This window comes from Acidovorax sp. GW835-FHT14B10, from assembly GCF_058793725.1.
Map to the genome: position 1 here is coordinate 162228 of NZ_JBXAGC010000002.1, position 15955 is coordinate 178182.

Sequence of the window (15955 nt, forward strand, 5' to 3'; positions counted from 1 at the left end):
CGGTTTTTACGTCCATATTCATAGCTGCTAGCACTTATCCATCAAGCACCAGCGCCTGATTTGATCAAATATCTCACAACGAACCCTTGGTGGACGGGATAACGCCCGCCGAGCGCGGATCGCGCTCCAGCGCCGCGCGCAGCGTGCGCCCGAACGCCTTGAAAATGGTCTCGCACTGGTGGTGCGCGTTGACGCCCTTGAGGTTGTCGATGTGCAGCGTGACGCCTGCGTGGTTCACGAAGCCCTGGAAGAACTCGTACACCAGCTGCGTGTCGAGCTGGCCGATGCTGCCGGCGGTGAAATTCACATCGATGTGCAGGCCCGGGCGGCCCGAGCAATCGATCACCACGCGCGAGAGCGCTTCGTCCAGCGGCACATAGGCGTGGCCGTAGCGGCGGATGCCCTTTTTATCGCCCACGGCGCGCGCAAACGCCTGGCCCAGGGTGATGCCCACATCTTCCACCGTATGGTGGCCGTCGATGTGCAGGTCGCCCTCGCAGTCGATGTCGAGGTCGATCAGGCCGTGGCGGGCGATCTGGTCGAGCATGTGGTCGAAAAAGCCGATGCCCGTGTGCAGCTTGGCCTGGCCGGTGCCGTCGAGGTTCACGCGCACCGAGATGCGGGTTTCGGCGGTGTTGCGGCTGACCTCGGCAATGCGGTCGGCCAGGGGATCGGGAGACATGGAGGTGACGAGAGCGGAGGAAGTCATAAGGAAGCCTGCAGGGCGGCCAGCATCTGGGTGTTGTCTTCGGCGGTGCCCACCGTGAGACGCAGGCAATTGGCCAGCAATGGGTGCATTGTAGAAACGTTCTTGACGAGGACCTTGCGGGTTTTCATGCCCTCGCAGGCTTTGGCCGAATCCGCCACCCGCACCAGCACCATGTTGGCCTGGCTGTCCCACACCTTCTCGACGCCCGGCATGGCGCGCAGCGCGGCCAGCAGCTCGGTGCGCTGGGCGCGCAGTTCCGCCGCCTGCGCCGCAAACACCTCGGCATGCTCCAGCGCGAACAGCGCCGCCTCGCAGTTGAGCACGCTCACGTTGTAGGGCGGGCGCACCTTGTCGATCTCAGCCACCAGCGCCGCCAGGCCGATGAGGTAACCCAGGCGCACGCCCGCCAGGCCAAACTTGCTGAGCGTGCGCATGAGCAGCACGTGCGCATTGCGCGCGGGCTCGGCCCGCATGCGGTCGATCCAGGTGCGGCTGGCAAAGGGCTGGTAGGCCTCGTCCATGACCACGATGCCGCCCTGGGCGCCTGCGGCGTCGATGATGCGCTGCACCGCACCCTCGTCCCACAGCGTGGCCGTGGGGTTGTTGGGGTAGGCGATGTAGGTGATGGCGGGCTGATGCTGGGCAATGGCGGCCAGCATGGCGGGTTCATCCAGCTCGAAATCGGGCGTGAGCGGCGCGCCGACAAAATCCAGGCCTTGCAGCTGCGCCGACAGCGGGTACATCACGAAACCCGGCATGGGCGCGAGCATGGTGGCGCGCTGGCCCGTGCCGGGTTGCGCGCAGGCCAGCGCCAGCAGGGTGATGAGCTCGTCCGAGCCATTGCCCAGCACGATGCCGTAGCCCTCGGGCATACCCGCGTACTGGGCGAGGGCCGCCTTCAGGTCGGCAATGCGGTCGCCGGGGTAGCGGTTGAGCGCCAATGCGCCCAGGCGCTGGCCCAGCGCGGCCTGCAGGTGCGCGGGCAGGCGAAACGGGTTCTCCATCGCGTCCATCTTGAGCATGCCGGTGGAAGGCTGCACGGCGTAGGCGTGCATGGCGCGCACATCGGGACGGATGCGGTCCAGGGTCTGGAGCGGGGAAGATGCAGCGGCGTGGGTCATTCGGCGGTTTCCAGTATGTTGGGGGCCACAAGAAAGGGGTGGAGCACGCGCCAGGCGTTCAGCGGCGCAGCGTGCACACAGGCGTCGGTCGGCAAGGCGGCTATTTGGACGATGGTCTGAGGCGCATTTCCGCCGCCCGCGCGTGGGCCTGCAGGCCCTCGCCATGGGCCAGCACGCTGGCGATCTGGCCCAGCGTCTGCGCACCGGCTTCGCTCACCTCGATGAGGCTGCTGCGTTTTTGAAAATCGTACACGCCCAGGGGCGAGCTGAAGCGCGCCGTGCCGCTGGTGGGCAGCACATGGTTGGGGCCGGCGCAGTAGTCGCCCAGGCTCTCGGAGGTGTACGCGCCCAGGAAGATGGCGCCCGCGTGGCGCAGCAGCGGCTCCCAGCGGTGCGGGTCGCGGCTGCTCACCTCCAGGTGCTCGGGCGCAATGCGGTTGCTGATGGCGCAGGCTTCTTCCATGCTGTGCGTGTGGATCAGCGCGCCCCGGCCCGTGAGGCTTTTGGCAATGATCTCGGCGCGCGGCATGGTGGGCAGCAGGCGGTCGATAGCGGCCTGCACGGCATCGATATAGGCCGCATCCGGACACAGCAGGATGGATTGCGCCAGCTCGTCATGCTCGGCCTGGGAAAAGAGATCCATGGCCACCCAGTCGGCCGGCGTGCTGCCGTCGGCCAGCACCAAGATCTCGGACGGACCCGCGATCATGTCGATGCCCACGGTGCCGAACACGCGCTTCTTGGCGCTGGCCACATAGGCATTGCCGGGGCCGGTGATCTTGTCCACCTTGGGCACGGTGGCCGTGCCGTAGGCCAGCGCTGCCACGGCCTGCGCACCGCCGATGGTGAAAGCGCGCGTGACGCCGGCCACATAGGCGGCGGCCAGCACCAGGGCGTTTTTCTCGCCCCTGGGGGTGGGCACCACCATGATGATCTCCCCCACACCCGCCACATGGGCGGGGATGGCGTTCATGAGCACGCTGCTCGGGTAGGCGGCCTTGCCACCGGGCACGTAGATGCCCACACGGTCGAGCGGGGTGACCTTCTGGCCCAGCAGCGTGCCGTCTTCATCGCGGTAGCTCCAGCTCTCGCCCGAGGCTTTCTTTTGCGCCTCGTGGTACTTGCGCACGCGGGCGGCGGCGGCCTGCAGGGCCTCGCGCTGCACTGCGGGAAGGGTGTCGAACGCGGCCTTCAGTTCGGCCTGCGCCAGCTCCAGTGCCGCCATGCCCGGCGCCGAGAGGCCATCGAAACGGGCGGTGTACTCCAGCACCGCCGCATCGCCGCGCTGCTGCACATCGGCCAGGATGTCGGCCACGCGCTGCTCGATGGCCGCATCGGTGTCGGCAGACCAGTGCAGACGGGCTGAAAAATCAGCCTCAAAAGTGGCTGCAGCGGTGGACAGACGGATGGGAGCAGCTACCAAAGTCATAGTTTGATGCGGTGGAGGTTTCAGTTCTTTGGCGCAGGAATGGCCGAGGCAAACGCATCGATGATGCGGCGCAGCGGCGCCTGCTTGAGCTTGAGCGCCGCCTGGTTGACCACCAGGTGCGAGCTGATGTCCATGATGCGCTCGACCTCGACAAGGTGGTTGGCCTTGAGCGTGTTGCCAGTCGAGACCAGATCGACGATGGCGTCGGACAGGCCGATGAGGGGCGCCAGTTCCATGCTGCCATAGAGCTTGACCATATCCACATGCACGCCCTTGCTCGCAAAGAAATCGCGGGCAATGCTGGTGTACTTGGTGGCCACCTTCAGGCGCGAGCCCTTTTGGACGGCCTGGGCGTAGTCGAAATCATCGCGCACGGCCACGCTCACGCGGCACTTGGCAATGCGCAGGTCAAGCGGCTGGTACAGGCCCTGGCCGCCGTGCTCGATGAGGGTGTCCTTGCCCGTCACGCCCAGATCGGCGCCGCCATATTCGACATAGGTGGGCACATCGGTGGCGCGCACCAGCACCACGCGCACATCGGGCTGGTTGGTGGGCAGGATGAGTTTGCGCGATTTTTCGGGGTCTTCCAGCACCTCGATGCCGGCGGCGGCCAGCAGGGGCAGGGTTTCGTCGAAGATGCGGCCCTTGGAGAGCGCCAGGGTGATCATGCTCATAGGATTCCTGATGTGAGCGCCGCCGGGCCGCCCCAAGGCGCGAAGGCCCCCTCGGGGGGCAGCGACCCAACGTAGTGGCGAAGCGTGGGGGTCATATTGTCAAGCGCCGCCGGGCCGCCCCAAGGCGCGAAGGCCCCCTTGGGGGGCAGCGACCCAACGTAGTGGTGGAGCGTGGGGGTCATATTCTTTCAATCTCAGCGCCAATGCCGCGCAGCTTGGCTTCCATGCAGTCGTAGCCCCGATCGAGGTGGTAGATGCGGTCCACCACGGTTTCGCCGTCGGCCACCAGGGCGGCAATGACCAGGCTGGCCGATGCCCGCAGGTCGGTGGCCATCACGGTGGCACCCGACAGGCGTTGCACCCCTTCGATCACCGCCACCTTGCCATCGACCTGGATCCTGGCCCCCAGGCGCACCAGCTCGTTGACGTGCATGAAGCGGTTTTCAAAAATGGTTTCGGTCACCGTGGCCGTGCCCTGCGCAATGCAGTTGAGCGCCATGAACTGGGCCTGCATGTCGGTGGGGAAACCCGGGTATTCGGTGGTGCGGAAACCCTGGGCCTTGAGCGTGGCGCCGCCCGCGCTTTGCACGCGGATGCCGCCGTCGACCGCTTGCACGGTGGCACCAGCTTCGCGCAGCTTCTCGATGACGGCGTCCAGATGGTCTGCACGGCCATGGCGCAGCACCACATCACCGCCGGTCGCCGCCACGGCGCACAAAAAGGTGCCGGCCTCGATGCGGTCGGCCACCACGCGGTGCGTGCAGCCGTGCAGCTTGTCCACCCCCTGGATGCGGATGCGGCTGGTGCCGTGGCCTTCGATCCTGGCGCCCATGGCGATCAGCATCTCGGCCAGGTCGGAGATTTCGGGCTCCTGCGCGGCGTTTTCGAGCACGGTCTCGCCTTCGGCCAGCGCAGCGGCCATGAGGAAGTTTTCGGTGCCCGTCACGGTGACCATGTCGGTGGTGATGCGTGCGCCCTTCAGGCGCGTCCAGCCCGCCGGCAGCTTGGCGATCATGTAGCCGTGCTCGACCACGATCTCTGCGCCCATGGCGGCCATGCCCTTGATGTGCTGATCGACCGGACGCGAGCCGATGGCGCAGCCGCCAGGCAGAGACACCGTGGCCTCGCCAAAGCGGGCCAGCAGCGGCCCCAGGGCCAGCACCGAGGCGCGCATGGTCTTGACCAGCTCGTAGGGCGCCTCGGGCGTGTTGAGGCCACCGGCATCAATGCGCACGGTGCCATCCTGTGAGCGCTCGGCGGACACCCCCATGTTGCGGATGAGCTTGAGCATGGTGCTCACATCCTGCAGCTGGGGCACGTTGAGCAGGGTCACGGGCTCTGCCGTGAGCAGCGCGGCGCACAACTCCGGCAGGGCGGCGTTCTTGGCGCCAGACACCAGCACCTCGCCATTCAGGGGGCGACCACCACGGATCAGGAGTTTGTCCATCTCGAAAAACCAGATATAGGAAGAAAATGGCCCCTAGCGCTTATCCATCAAGCGCCAAAAGCTATCCATAAATGAATCAACGGGGCAACAGCGTCACTGCTCCTGCGCCGCCCATTCTGCAGGGGTGAAGGTTTTCATCGACAGCGCATGCACCTCGTCGGTGGCCAATTTGGCGCCCAGCGTGGCGTACACGCGCTGGTGGCGCTGGATGGCGCGCTTGCCCTCGAATTCGGCCGAAACGATGGTGGCATACCAGTGGCGGCCATCGCCTTCTAGCGTGATGTGGTCGCAGGCCAGGCCCGCGGCGATGATGTCTTTGAGCTGGTCTGCAGTCATGGTCGGTTCTCTGTCAATTTCTAATCTTGTAGCCGGTGCGCAGCAGGTGCACCGCCAAGGCACTCACGGCCAGCCAGGCCATGCCCACGATGCCCAGGCTGAGCCAGGGCGAGGTATCGCTCTGGCCGAAGAAGCCATAGCGGAAGCCGTCGATCATGTAGAAGAACGGGTTGAGATGGCTCGCGGTCTGCCAGAACGGTGGCAGCGACTGGATGGAATAGAACACGCCCGACAGGAAGGTCATGGGCACGACCACGAAGTTCTGGAACGCGGCCAGCTGGTCGAACTTGTCGGCCCACAGGCCCGCAATCAGCCCCAGCGTGGCCAGCAGCGCTGCGCCCAGGAACGCAAAGACGAAGATCCACAGCGGCGCCGCAAACTCCGGCCGCGCAAACGCCAGGGTGACGATGAACACCCCCAACCCCACCACCAGCCCGCGCACCACCGACGACCCCACATAGGCCAGAAACCAGGCCCAGTGCGACAGCGGCGTGAGCAGCACAAACACCAGGCTGCCCATGATCTTGCTCTGGATCAGGCTCGACGAGCTGTTGGCAAAAGCGTTCTGCAGCACGCTCATCATCACCAGGCCGGGCACCAGGAAGGCGGTGTAGCTGATGCGGTCGTACACCTTCACATGGCCTTCGAGCACATGGCCAAAGATCAGCAGGTACAGCACGGCCGTGAGCACGGGCGCGGCCACGGTCTGGAAGCTGACCTTCCAGAAGCGCAGCACTTCTTTGTAGAACAGGGTTTGCCAGCCGGTCACAGTGCCACCTCCGACAGCGGAATGTTCGAGGCCGACGTCCCCGACATGACCTGCAGGAACACGTCTTCCAGGTCCGGCCTGCGGATTTCCATGTCCTGCACCTCCACACCGGCCACGCGCAGGGCGGCCAGGTGGTTTTCGATTTCCGCCGCATCGTGTGCGGGCAGTTGCACGATGCGGCCCGTGACCCGCGCCAGGAGGGCCAGTGCCGGCGGCAGCAAGGCGTCGGTCTTGAACTGCAGCACGCTGCCCGAAGCCGCCTTCAACAGCTCGGATGTGCGGCTGAGCGCCACCACCCGCCCCGCCTTGAGCATGGCGATGCGGCCGCACAGGGCCTCGGCCTCTTCGAGGTAGTGGGTGGTCAGCAGCACGGTGTGGCCTTCCTTGTTCAGGCGGGCGATGAAATGCCACAGGGTCTGGCGCAGTTCCACGTCCACGCCGGCCGTGGGCTCGTCGAGCACGATGATGGGCGGCTTGTGCACCAGCGCCTGCGCCACCAGCACGCGGCGCTTCATGCCACCCGAGAGCTGGCGCATGTTGGCATTGGCCTTGTCGGCCAGACCCAGGTTGGCCAGCAGCTCATCGATCCAGGCGTCGTTGTTCTTCACGCCGAAGTAGCCCGACTGGAAACGCAGGGCCTCGCGCACATTGAAGAACGGATCAAACACCAGCTCCTGCGGCACCACACCCAGCTTGCGCCGGGCCTGGGCAAAGTCGGACTGCACGTCGCTGCCCTGCACCAGCACCCTGCCTTGCGTGGCGCGCGCCAGGCCCGCCAATATGCTGATGAGGGTGGTTTTTCCGGCACCGTTGGGGCCGAGGAGTCCGAAGAACTCGCCCTCCTCGATGTCCAGGCTGACCTGGTTCAGTGCCTGGAAGGGCCCTTTGGGGGTGACAAAGGTCTTGGAGATGGCTTGGAAGGAGACTGCGGGCATGGAGCCTTTGATTTTAAGGCCTTGGCCCGCAAGCTGCCGCCTTCAGGCCAACAGCACCCGCCGCCCGAGGGCATTGCCGACCTTGCGGGCCGGCGCCCCGCTCAGCCGGCCACCTGCAGCAAATCACCCACGCCGTACAGCCCGGCCATGCCGACCAGGGCCGCAGGCAGTCCCCTGACCACAAAAGCCTTGCGGTCCGCCAGCGCTTCGCGCCGGCACTCCAGCAGCACCGCCAGCGCGGAGGTGTCGAACACGGCCAGCGCACTGGCATCCACCACCACCTCGGGCCCCTTGAGAACCTGGAGCCCCTGCACCAGCATGCGCAGGCAGCCGCTGGCCTGGCGGTGGGTAAGCTCGGAGGGAAGTACCAGCATGCGCGGGATCTCGCTGTCAGCCCTTGGCGGCATTGTTCTTGTTGCGCGCCACCAGCGCCTCAATGAGGCCATCCACCCCGCGCGCATTGATCTCGGTGGCGAACTGGCTGCGGTAGGTTTCCACCAGCCACACGCCCAGCACGTTGAGGTTGTAGATTTTCCAGCCGGCGCCGACACCCGGGGTTTTTTCCAGCCGGTAATCGAGCTGGATCGGATCACCCCGGCCCGTGATCTCGGTGCGCACCAGCACATCCTTGTCATCGGCCGCAGCACGCAGGGGCTTGATGGCAATGGTCTGGTCGCTCACCTCGGCCAGAGCGCCCGCATAGGTGCGCACCAGCAGCACCTTGAACTCTTCCTGCAGGCGTTTTTGCTGCTCGGGGCTGGCCTGGCGCCAGCCCGGGCCCACGGCAGCCGCCGTCATGCGCCGGAAATTCACGTTGGGCATGATCACCTTGTCCACCAGGGCGATCACCTTGTTGATGTCGCCGGCCTGGATGGCCTTGTCGCCGCGAACGCTGCCCATCACTTCGAGGGACAGGCGCTTGATCAGCGCATCGGGTGCCTCGTCGGCAGCGAAAGCCGCCCAGGGCATCCCCATGGAGCTGGCCACCGCCAGTGTTGCGGCCATGCGGCCCAGGTTGCGTCGATTCATCATGTGGGTCTTATCTCCATCGGGCGACGGTGTCGCCGGTCAATTCATTGTGATGGCACGCGGTGTACGCCATGCATCGTTGTGTTGCGCGGACGCAAGCAGTTGCAACCGCTCGCAACAACGCCGGCGCTCACTGGTCGGGTTCTGGCGGCAGCACACCGCCGCTGTCGTCATTCCCGTCGGCTTCCTGAGCACCCGAGCGCAGAGCGCGCCTCTGCAGAAACACGTCCCGCGTGAAACTGTATTTGTCGAGCGCAGCACCTTCCAGCACGGTCCCGGCCCCCAGCAGGCTGGCCCGGGTATCCACCGCCCGCAAGGCATACAGTGCATTGCGGGCAGCCACCGAATCCCACTGGTCAAGCAGGTTGCCCTGCATGTCCACGGGCAATGCCGCGGTGTCGCGCACCGTGGACGGTCCCAGCAGCGGCAGCACCAGATAGGGCCCCATGGGTACGCCCCAGCGCCCCAGCGTGAGGCCGAAGTCCTGCCGGTTGCGGTCCACTCCCATCTCTGTAGCGATATCGAGCAGCCCGCCCAGACCGAACACCGTGTTGACGTTGAAGCGCACCAGGCTGGACATCGCCTCTTCGGGGCGCCACTGCAGGACGCTGTTCACAAACGACCAGACATCGCCCAGGTTGCCGAAAAAGTTGTTCACCCCCGTGCGCACGGGAGAGGGAACGACATCCTTGTAGGCCGTGGCCACGGGTTTCAGGACCGCTTCGTCCACGCTGTCGTTGAACCGGGTCATGCCGCGATTGTAGGGCTCCAGTGGATCCTGGGGATGGGCGCCCGGCCCGCTGGCACAGCCGGCCAGCAGCACAGCCCCCAGCACCAGCGCGCACAGTGTCGCGCGGGCAAGCCGGGACTGTCCATCATGGCGAGCGAAGCCCGCAGTCGTCCACATCATCATTTTTTGCTACCTGCGCCCGACGGCTTGCCGCCCTCTTCCGCCTTGCTGTAAAGAAACTGTCCAATCAGGTTTTCCAGAACCACGGCCGACTGGGTGGCGGTGAGGCTGTCACCCGCCACCAGGTTGTTTTCATCGGCACCTGCCTCGATACCGATGTATTGCTCACCCAGCAGGCCGCTGGTCAGGATCTTCAGGGAACTGTCCTTGGGGAAAGCATACTGCTTGTCCAGTTCCAGCGTCACGCGCGCCTGGAAGGTCTTGTCGTCAAACGTGATCGACGCCACCCGCCCGACCACCACGCCGGCACTGCGCACCGCCGCCTTGGGCTTGAGGCCGCCAATGTTGTCGAAACGCGCGGTCACTTGGTAGCCGGTCTGAAAGTTCAGGTGCAGCAGATTGGCCGACTGCAGCGCCAGAAACACCAGCGCGGCGGCCCCCAGCATCACAAACAGGCCTACCCAGAGATCGTTTTTGGATTGTTGCATCGTGCTTTCCTTGTCACGCCGGCTGCGCCCGCGTCAGATACTGAACATCATGGCCGTGAGGAGGAAGTCCAGCGCCAGCACCGCCAGCGAGGCCATCACCACGGTGCGCGTGGTGGCGCGCGAAACCCCTTCCGGCGTCGGCTTGGCCGTGTAGCCCTGCAGCAGCGCCACGAAGGTCACGGTGAAACCAAACACCAGGCTCTTGATGACGCTGTTGCCCAGGTCACTGAAAACATCCACACCGCCCTGCATCTGGCTCCAGAACGCCCCGCCGTCCAGGCCGATCATGGGCACGGCCACGACCCAGCCGCCCATCACGCCCACGGCATTGAACACCAGCGACAGCAGGGGCATGGCGATGACACCCGCCCAGAAGCGGGGCACCAGGATGCGGCGCACGGGGTCCACGGCCATCATTTCCATGGCGCTCAATTGCTCACCCGCGCGCATCAGGCCGATCTCGGCCGTGAGCGAGGTGCCAGCGCGCCCGGCAAACAGCAAGGCGGTGATGACCGGTCCCAGTTCGCGCAGCAGGCTCAGCGCCACCAGCTGGCCCAGCGCCTCGGTCGAACCAAAATCCTGCAGCGTGTAATAGCCCTGCAGCGCCATCACAAAGCCCACGAACAGGCCGGACACCGCAATGATGGCCAGCGAATAATTGCCCAGGAAATGCACCTGGTCGCGCACCAGTCCAGGGCGCTGCACGGCCGCCGGAACCTGGCGTATCAGCTGCCAGAACAGGCGCGCCGCCTGCCCCGCATCCACCAGCTGGCTGCGCACGGCCAGGCCCACATCGGAAGGACGCCACCAACTCATGCCGACCTCCCTTGCACCGGACCAAAGTCGCTGGCCACCGTGGGGCCCGGGTAATGGAAGGGCACCGGGCCCGTGGGCAGCGCGTTGACAAACTGGTGCACCAGCGGATCGGTGCTGGCGCGCACTTCATCGGGGGTTCCCTGGGCCGCCACCACGCCGGCACCCAGGATGACCACATGGTCCGCCAGGGCCAAGGTGGCTTCCAGGTCGTGCGACACGAGGATGGTGGTGAGCCCCATGGCGTCATTGAGCTGCCGGATGAGTTGCGCGGCCGTGCCCAGCGAGATGGGGTCGAGCCCGGCAAAGGGCTCGTCGTACATGACGAGTTCAGGGTCCAGCGCAATCGCCCGGGCCAGGGCCACGCGCCGCGCCATGCCGCCGGAGATCTGGCTGGGCATCAGGTCGCGCGCACCGCGCAGGCCCACGGCATGGAGCTTCATGAGCACGATGTCGCGCACCAGCGCATCCGGCAGATCGGTGTGCTCACGCAGCGGAAACGCCACGTTGTCAAACACATTCAGATCGGTGAACAGGGCGCCAAACTGGAACAGCATGCCCATGCGCCGGCGCGCCGCATACAGGCCCGCTGCATCCATGCGCCCCACATCCTGCTGATCGAACAGCACTTCACCCTGCTGCGCCCGGTATTGCCCGCCAATCAGGCGCAGCACCGTGGTCTTGCCGCCCCCCGAAGCACCCATGAGCGCCGTGACCTTGCCACGCGGAATCTTCAACGACAGGTCGCGCAGGATCACGCGCTCGCCGTACCCGAAGGTGACGTTGCGCAGTTCCGCCAGCGCGCTGGCAGCCGATGAATCGTTGGATGGCATGGTGCAGAACAAAAAACGCCGTCAACGGCCGAGGCCCTGACAGCAGGACCCGCATCATAGGGGAAACCCCTCGGTACTGCCCAGCCGATCGTTAAAACCTGTGGCATGCAAGTAACGCCTGCCTATGCTTGACGGTTATAAGAAATTCGTTGCACGCGCGCCCACCGCGGCCCGCCTTGCGGGATCTGGCGCGTGCTGGAGCGGGACAGACCGGGTCAGAAAACGTGCAAGAACCACAAAAACATTAGCTGCTACCGCATACTACATATGGGTTAAACGCTTATTTCACCCAAAATCACAGCATGTGCTGCAAAAACGCCCGTGCCCGCTCATGCCCCGGATCGGCAAAAAACGCCTCCGCCGGACGCGCTGCCAACAGCACGCCCTGGTCCATGAAGGCCACCGTGTGGGCCACCTCGCGTGCAAAACCCATCTCGTGGGTGACCACCAGCATGGTCATGTGCTCCTCGGCCAGTTCGCGCATGGTGCGCAGCACCTCGCCGGTGAGCTCGGGGTCGAGCGCGGAAGTGGGCTCGTCGAACAGCATGATGTCGGGCTGCATGCACAGGGCGCGCGCAATGGCCACGCGCTGCTTTTGCCCGCCCGACAGGCGCGCGGGGTAGTTGTCGCGCTTCGGGGACAGGCCCACCTTGGCCAACAGCGCCTCGGCACGCGCGATGGCCGCATCGCGCGCCAGGCCTTGCACCACCATGGGCGCCTCAATGAGGTTTTCCAGCACCGTGAGGTGCGGGAACAGGTTGAAGTGCTGGAACACCATGCCGGTCTTGGCGCAGATGCGGCGCAGTTCGGCATCGGGCACATAGGTACAGCGGCCCTGGGCATCGGTGGTGGCGAGCACCTCGCCCTCGATGGCGATATGGCCGCTGTCGATGGTTTCCAGATGGTTCAGGCAGCGCAAAAAGGTGCTCTTGCCCGAGCCCGAGGGGCCGATGATGGCCACCACCTCGCCAGGCGCTACCTGCAGCGACACGCCGCGCAGCACTTCGTTGTGGCCAAAGCGCTTGCGCACGTCGCGCGCCTCGATCATGGGTGCAGCGTCACTGGTCGTACTTGGCATAGCGTTTCTCCAGGCGCTGGAAGCCCCAGGTGAGCAACAGGGTCATGAGCAGGTAAAAGGCCGCGGCCACGATGAAGGGCGTGGTGGTGAAGTCACGCTGCACGATGCCGCGTGCGGCACGCAGCAGGTCGTTCAGGGCCAGCACGTAGATGAGGGACGTGTCCTTGACCAGGGTGATGGTCTCGTTGCTCATGGGCGGCAGAATGCTGCGCACCATCTGCGGCAGCACGATGCGGCGCATGGTCTGGCCGTAGTTCATGCCCAGCACCTTGCCGGCCTCGTACTGGCCCCGGTCCACTGACTGGATACCCGCGCGGAAGATTTCGGCGAAGTAGGCTGCGTAGTTCAGCGCAAAGGCCGCCACGGCAGCCGGGAAGTCGGGCAGGCGCACGCCGATCACCGGCACGAAGGGCAGCGCAAAGTAGATGAACAGCATCTGCAGCATGAGCGGCGTGCCCCGCATGAGCCAGATGTAGCCATTCACCGCCGCCGACAGCGGCTTGACGTGCGACACCCGTGCCAGCGCCAGCAACAGCCCCAGCGGCACGGCCAGCGCCAGCGTGATGGCGAACAGCTTCAGGGTGACGGCAGCGCCCTGCGCCAGCGGCCCCAGGAGGGAGAGAACGTAGTCCATGCTGTCGCGACAGTTCCGTGTGTGTTTTTATCCTTGGCCACTGGCACGACCCAGGCCAGCGACCGCCGCGCCGCGCTGGCAGTGTCCCCCTTTCCGCATCGCGCAGCGATGCCAGAGAAGGGGGAAGGTGCGAAGCGGCTCAGGGGGTTGTTACGCCGTTATTTGATGATGTTCTTGCCAAACCACTGTTCGGCAATTTTCGCGGCGGCACCATCCTGCTTCATGTCGGCCAGGGCCTTGTCGAGCTTGCCGTGCAGCTCGGTGTCGTCCTTGCGCAGGCCCACGCCATATTCCTCGGTGCCGAAGTTGTCATCGAGCACGGCATAGTCGCCCGGCTTCTTGGCCACGTAGTAGCGGCCCACCACCTCATCGACCACCACGGCTTGCAGGCGGCCGGTGCTCAGGTCCATCAGGGCGGTCACGTTGTCGCCGAAGGTCTTGAATTCCTTGAAGGACTGGAACACAGCGTCTTCCTTCTTGATGGCGTCCACGGCGCTGGAGCCTTCCTGCGCGCCCACCACCTTGCCCGCCAGATCGGCCTTGGACTTGATGGCGGAGTTGGCGGGTACCACGATGATCTGGTGGTTTTCCATGTAGGGCGCGGTGAACGCAATGTTCTGCTTGCGCTCTTCGGTGATGGTCAGGCCGTTCCACAGCGCGTCCACGCGCTTGCCCGACAGTTCGGCTTCCTTGGCGCTCCAGTCGATGGGCTTGAATTCCACTTCCAGGCCCAGGCGCTTGGCGGCCTCCCTGGCCATGTCGATGTCAAAGCCGACCAGTTCGTTCTTCTCGTTGCGAAAACCCATGGGCGGGAAGTTGTCGTCCAGGCCGACGACGATCTTGGTCACGGCAGCCGGCGCCGGCGCGGCGGCGGGCGCGGCAGACTCCTGCTTGGAGCATCCCGCCAGTACGGCGCCCAGAGTCAGCAAAGCAACAGCAGCAATTTTCTTCATGGTGTAACGATTTTCAAAAAGAACAGACAGGGCGGCAACGCCGGACGGGGCATGCACCACCCACTCGTGCAGTGTTGGACGCCCCGGGAAAACCCTGCATTCTCCCATCGATGCGGCCTGCCGGCACCTGGGTCGCCATGCGCCACCCCGGGAATAAGCAGAAAAAATGGCACCCGCGCACATTGGGCAATCGTCCAAAGCCATCAAAACAGCAGCAACACAAATACCAACGGCGCCCGCGGGCGCCGTTGGAAAGGCCGGTGCGGTTGGCCGATCAGCGCGGCAGGTCGGAGTAGCCCATCAGGAACTCGTCCACCGCACGCGCAGCCTGGCGGCCTTCGCGGATCGCCCAGACCACCAGGCTCTGCCCGCGGCGGATATCGCCGGCGGCGAACACCTTGGGCACGCTGGTGGCGTAGCCGCCATCGAACTCCGTGGTGGCGCGGGCATTGCCACGGGCGTCCTTGTCCACGCCAAAGGCGTCGAGCACGGGCGCCACGGGGCTCACAAAGCCCATGGCCAGCAGCACCAGATCGGCCTGGTAGTGCTTTTCGGTGCCGGGCACCTCAACCAGCTTGCCGTCCTTGAACTCGACCTGCACGGTGGTCAGGCCCTTGACCTTGCCCTTTTCGCCGGTGAACTCCTTGGTGGAGATGGCGAACTCGCGCACGCAACCCTCTTCGTGGCTGGAGCTGGTGCGCAGCTTGAGCGGCCAGTAGGGCCAGGTCAGCGGGCGGTTCTCGACTTCTGGCGGCTGGGGCATCACCTCGAACTGGGTCACGCTGGCGGCGCCGTGGCGGTTGCTGGTGCCCACGCAGTCGCTGCCCGTGTCACCGCCACCGATCACGATCACATGCTTGCCCGTGGCGAGGATCTGGCCCTTGAGCTTGTCGCCCGCGTTGACCTTGTTCTGCTGGGGCAGGAACTCCATGGCGAAGTGGATGCCGTCGAGCTCGCGGCCCGGCACGGGCAGGTCGCGCGATTGTTCGGCGCCGCCCGTCAGCAGCACGGCATCAAACTCCTTGTGCAGCTGCTCGGGCGTGACGGTTTCCTTGGCCCAGTTGGTCACCTTGGAGTCCTTGCCCAGGCCGTCCTTGGCGGCGCCCACGAACACGCTGGTGCGAATGGTCACGCCTTCGGCTTCGAGCTGCTTGACGCGGCGGTCGATGTGCGACTTCTCCATCTTGAAGTCGGGGATGCCGTAGCGCAGCAGGCCACCCACGCGGTCGTTCTTCTCGAACAGCGTGACGCTGTGGCCCGCGCGCGCCAGCTGCTGCGCCGCCGCCATGCCGGCGGGGCCCGAGCCCACCACGGCCACCTTCTTGCCGGTCTGGTGCTTGGCCGGCCGCGGCTGCACCCAGCCCTCGGCCCAGGCGCGGTCGATGATGGCGTGCTCGATGCTCTTGATGCCCACGGGGTCGTCGTTCACGTTGAGCACGCAAGCGGCCTCACAGGGCGCGGGGCAGATGCGGCCAGTGAATTCGGGGAAGTTGTTGGTGCTGTGCAGCACCTCGATCGCGCTCTTCCAGTCCGCGTGGTACACCAGATCGTTGAAATCCGGAATGATGTTGTTGACCGGGCAGCCGTTGTTGCAGAACGGCGTGCCGCAGTCCATGCAGCGCGCGCCCTGCACCTTGGCCTGGCTCTCGTCGAGGCCGATGACGAATTCCTTGTAGTGCTTCAGGCGCTCGGGCACGGGCTTGTAGCCCTCTTCGATGCGCTCGTATTCCATGAAGCCGGTGGTCTTTCCCATGATGTCGGTGTCCTTGTCTATGAATGGTGTGCGAAGGGTTGCAA

The 15955-nt window shown here is 65.3% G+C and carries 18 protein-coding genes; all 18 read right to left on the bottom strand.

What is annotated here, in order from left to right:
- Positions 1 to 73 precede the first annotated feature (73 nt).
- Positions 74 to 709, bottom strand: coding sequence for an imidazoleglycerol-phosphate dehydratase HisB (gene hisB, locus AC1Q5S_RS02700; protein WP_492238290.1), 636 nt, complete (start codon positions 707 to 709; stop codon positions 74 to 76).
- Complete coding sequence (gene hisC / locus AC1Q5S_RS02705) at positions 706 to 1830, bottom strand: histidinol-phosphate transaminase (RefSeq protein WP_492238291.1); 1125 nt, start codon at positions 1828 to 1830, stop codon at positions 706 to 708. The genes hisB and hisC overlap by 4 nt, the downstream gene beginning before the upstream one ends.
- Positions 1831 to 1930: 100 nt before the next feature.
- On the bottom strand, positions 1931 to 3259 hold the full coding sequence (gene hisD / locus AC1Q5S_RS02710) for a histidinol dehydrogenase (protein WP_492238292.1): 1329 nt from the start codon (positions 3257 to 3259) through the stop codon (positions 1931 to 1933).
- 20 nt (positions 3260 to 3279) lie between these two features.
- The gene (gene hisG / locus AC1Q5S_RS02715; RefSeq protein WP_026437142.1) at positions 3280 to 3927 is read right to left on the bottom strand and encodes an ATP phosphoribosyltransferase; all 648 of its coding nucleotides are present in this window, start codon (positions 3925 to 3927) and stop codon (positions 3280 to 3282) included.
- 184 nt (positions 3928 to 4111) lie between these two features.
- A complete protein-coding gene (gene murA, locus AC1Q5S_RS02720) occupies positions 4112 to 5380 on the bottom strand; it encodes a UDP-N-acetylglucosamine 1-carboxyvinyltransferase (RefSeq protein WP_492238293.1) in 1269 nt (422 codons plus the stop codon).
- 93 nt (positions 5381 to 5473) lie between these two features.
- Positions 5474 to 5716 carry a BolA family protein gene (locus tag AC1Q5S_RS02725; RefSeq protein WP_303833817.1) on the bottom strand — a complete coding sequence of 81 codons (243 nt, stop codon included), beginning with the start codon at positions 5714 to 5716 and terminating at the stop codon, positions 5474 to 5476.
- A gap of 13 nt (positions 5717 to 5729) precedes the next feature.
- Positions 5730 to 6485, bottom strand: a complete 756-nt coding sequence (locus AC1Q5S_RS02730; protein WP_026437139.1) for an ABC transporter permease — start codon at positions 6483 to 6485, stop codon at positions 5730 to 5732.
- The gene (locus tag AC1Q5S_RS02735) at positions 6482 to 7420 is read right to left on the bottom strand and encodes an ABC transporter ATP-binding protein (RefSeq protein WP_303833816.1); all 939 of its coding nucleotides are present in this window, start codon (positions 7418 to 7420) and stop codon (positions 6482 to 6484) included. The genes AC1Q5S_RS02730 and AC1Q5S_RS02735 overlap by 4 nt, the downstream gene beginning before the upstream one ends.
- 101 nt (positions 7421 to 7521) lie before the next feature.
- Positions 7522 to 7794 carry an STAS domain-containing protein gene (locus AC1Q5S_RS02740; RefSeq protein ID WP_492238294.1) on the bottom strand — a complete coding sequence of 91 codons (273 nt, stop codon included), beginning with the start codon at positions 7792 to 7794 and terminating at the stop codon, positions 7522 to 7524.
- Positions 7795 to 7810: 16 nt separating this feature from the next.
- Entirely contained in the window at positions 7811 to 8452 is a 642-nt protein-coding gene (locus AC1Q5S_RS02745) for an MlaC/ttg2D family ABC transporter substrate-binding protein (protein ID WP_492238295.1), read from the bottom strand.
- A gap of 127 nt (positions 8453 to 8579) precedes the next feature.
- Complete coding sequence (locus tag AC1Q5S_RS02750) at positions 8580 to 9362, bottom strand: MlaA family lipoprotein (protein ID WP_492238296.1); 783 nt, start codon at positions 9360 to 9362, stop codon at positions 8580 to 8582.
- Complete coding sequence (gene mlaD, locus AC1Q5S_RS02755) at positions 9359 to 9847, bottom strand: outer membrane lipid asymmetry maintenance protein MlaD (protein WP_303833813.1); 489 nt, start codon at positions 9845 to 9847, stop codon at positions 9359 to 9361. Before mlaD ends, AC1Q5S_RS02750 begins: the two co-directional genes overlap by 4 nt.
- 33 nt (positions 9848 to 9880) lie before the next feature.
- A complete protein-coding gene (gene mlaE / locus AC1Q5S_RS02760; RefSeq protein WP_303833812.1) occupies positions 9881 to 10663 on the bottom strand; it encodes a lipid asymmetry maintenance ABC transporter permease subunit MlaE in 783 nt (260 codons plus the stop codon).
- Positions 10660 to 11493: an ABC transporter ATP-binding protein gene (locus AC1Q5S_RS02765; RefSeq protein ID WP_303833811.1), complete on the bottom strand. Its 834-nt coding sequence runs from the start codon at positions 11491 to 11493 to the stop codon at positions 10660 to 10662. The genes mlaE and AC1Q5S_RS02765 overlap by 4 nt, the downstream gene beginning before the upstream one ends.
- Positions 11494 to 11788: 295 nt before the next feature.
- A complete protein-coding gene (locus AC1Q5S_RS02770) occupies positions 11789 to 12571 on the bottom strand; it encodes an amino acid ABC transporter ATP-binding protein (RefSeq protein WP_303833810.1) in 783 nt (260 codons plus the stop codon).
- Positions 12552 to 13205 (bottom strand): amino acid ABC transporter permease, encoded by a 654-nt coding sequence (locus AC1Q5S_RS02775; RefSeq protein ID WP_303833809.1) that lies wholly within the window; start codon positions 13203 to 13205, stop codon positions 12552 to 12554. The genes AC1Q5S_RS02770 and AC1Q5S_RS02775 overlap by 20 nt, the downstream gene beginning before the upstream one ends.
- 158 nt (positions 13206 to 13363) lie before the next feature.
- The gene (locus tag AC1Q5S_RS02780) at positions 13364 to 14158 is read right to left on the bottom strand and encodes an amino acid ABC transporter substrate-binding protein (RefSeq protein ID WP_303833808.1); all 795 of its coding nucleotides are present in this window, start codon (positions 14156 to 14158) and stop codon (positions 13364 to 13366) included.
- A gap of 274 nt (positions 14159 to 14432) precedes the next feature.
- Entirely contained in the window at positions 14433 to 15911 is a 1479-nt protein-coding gene (locus tag AC1Q5S_RS02785) for a glutamate synthase subunit beta (RefSeq protein ID WP_303833807.1), read from the bottom strand.
- Positions 15912 to 15955: the final 44 nt, after the last annotated feature.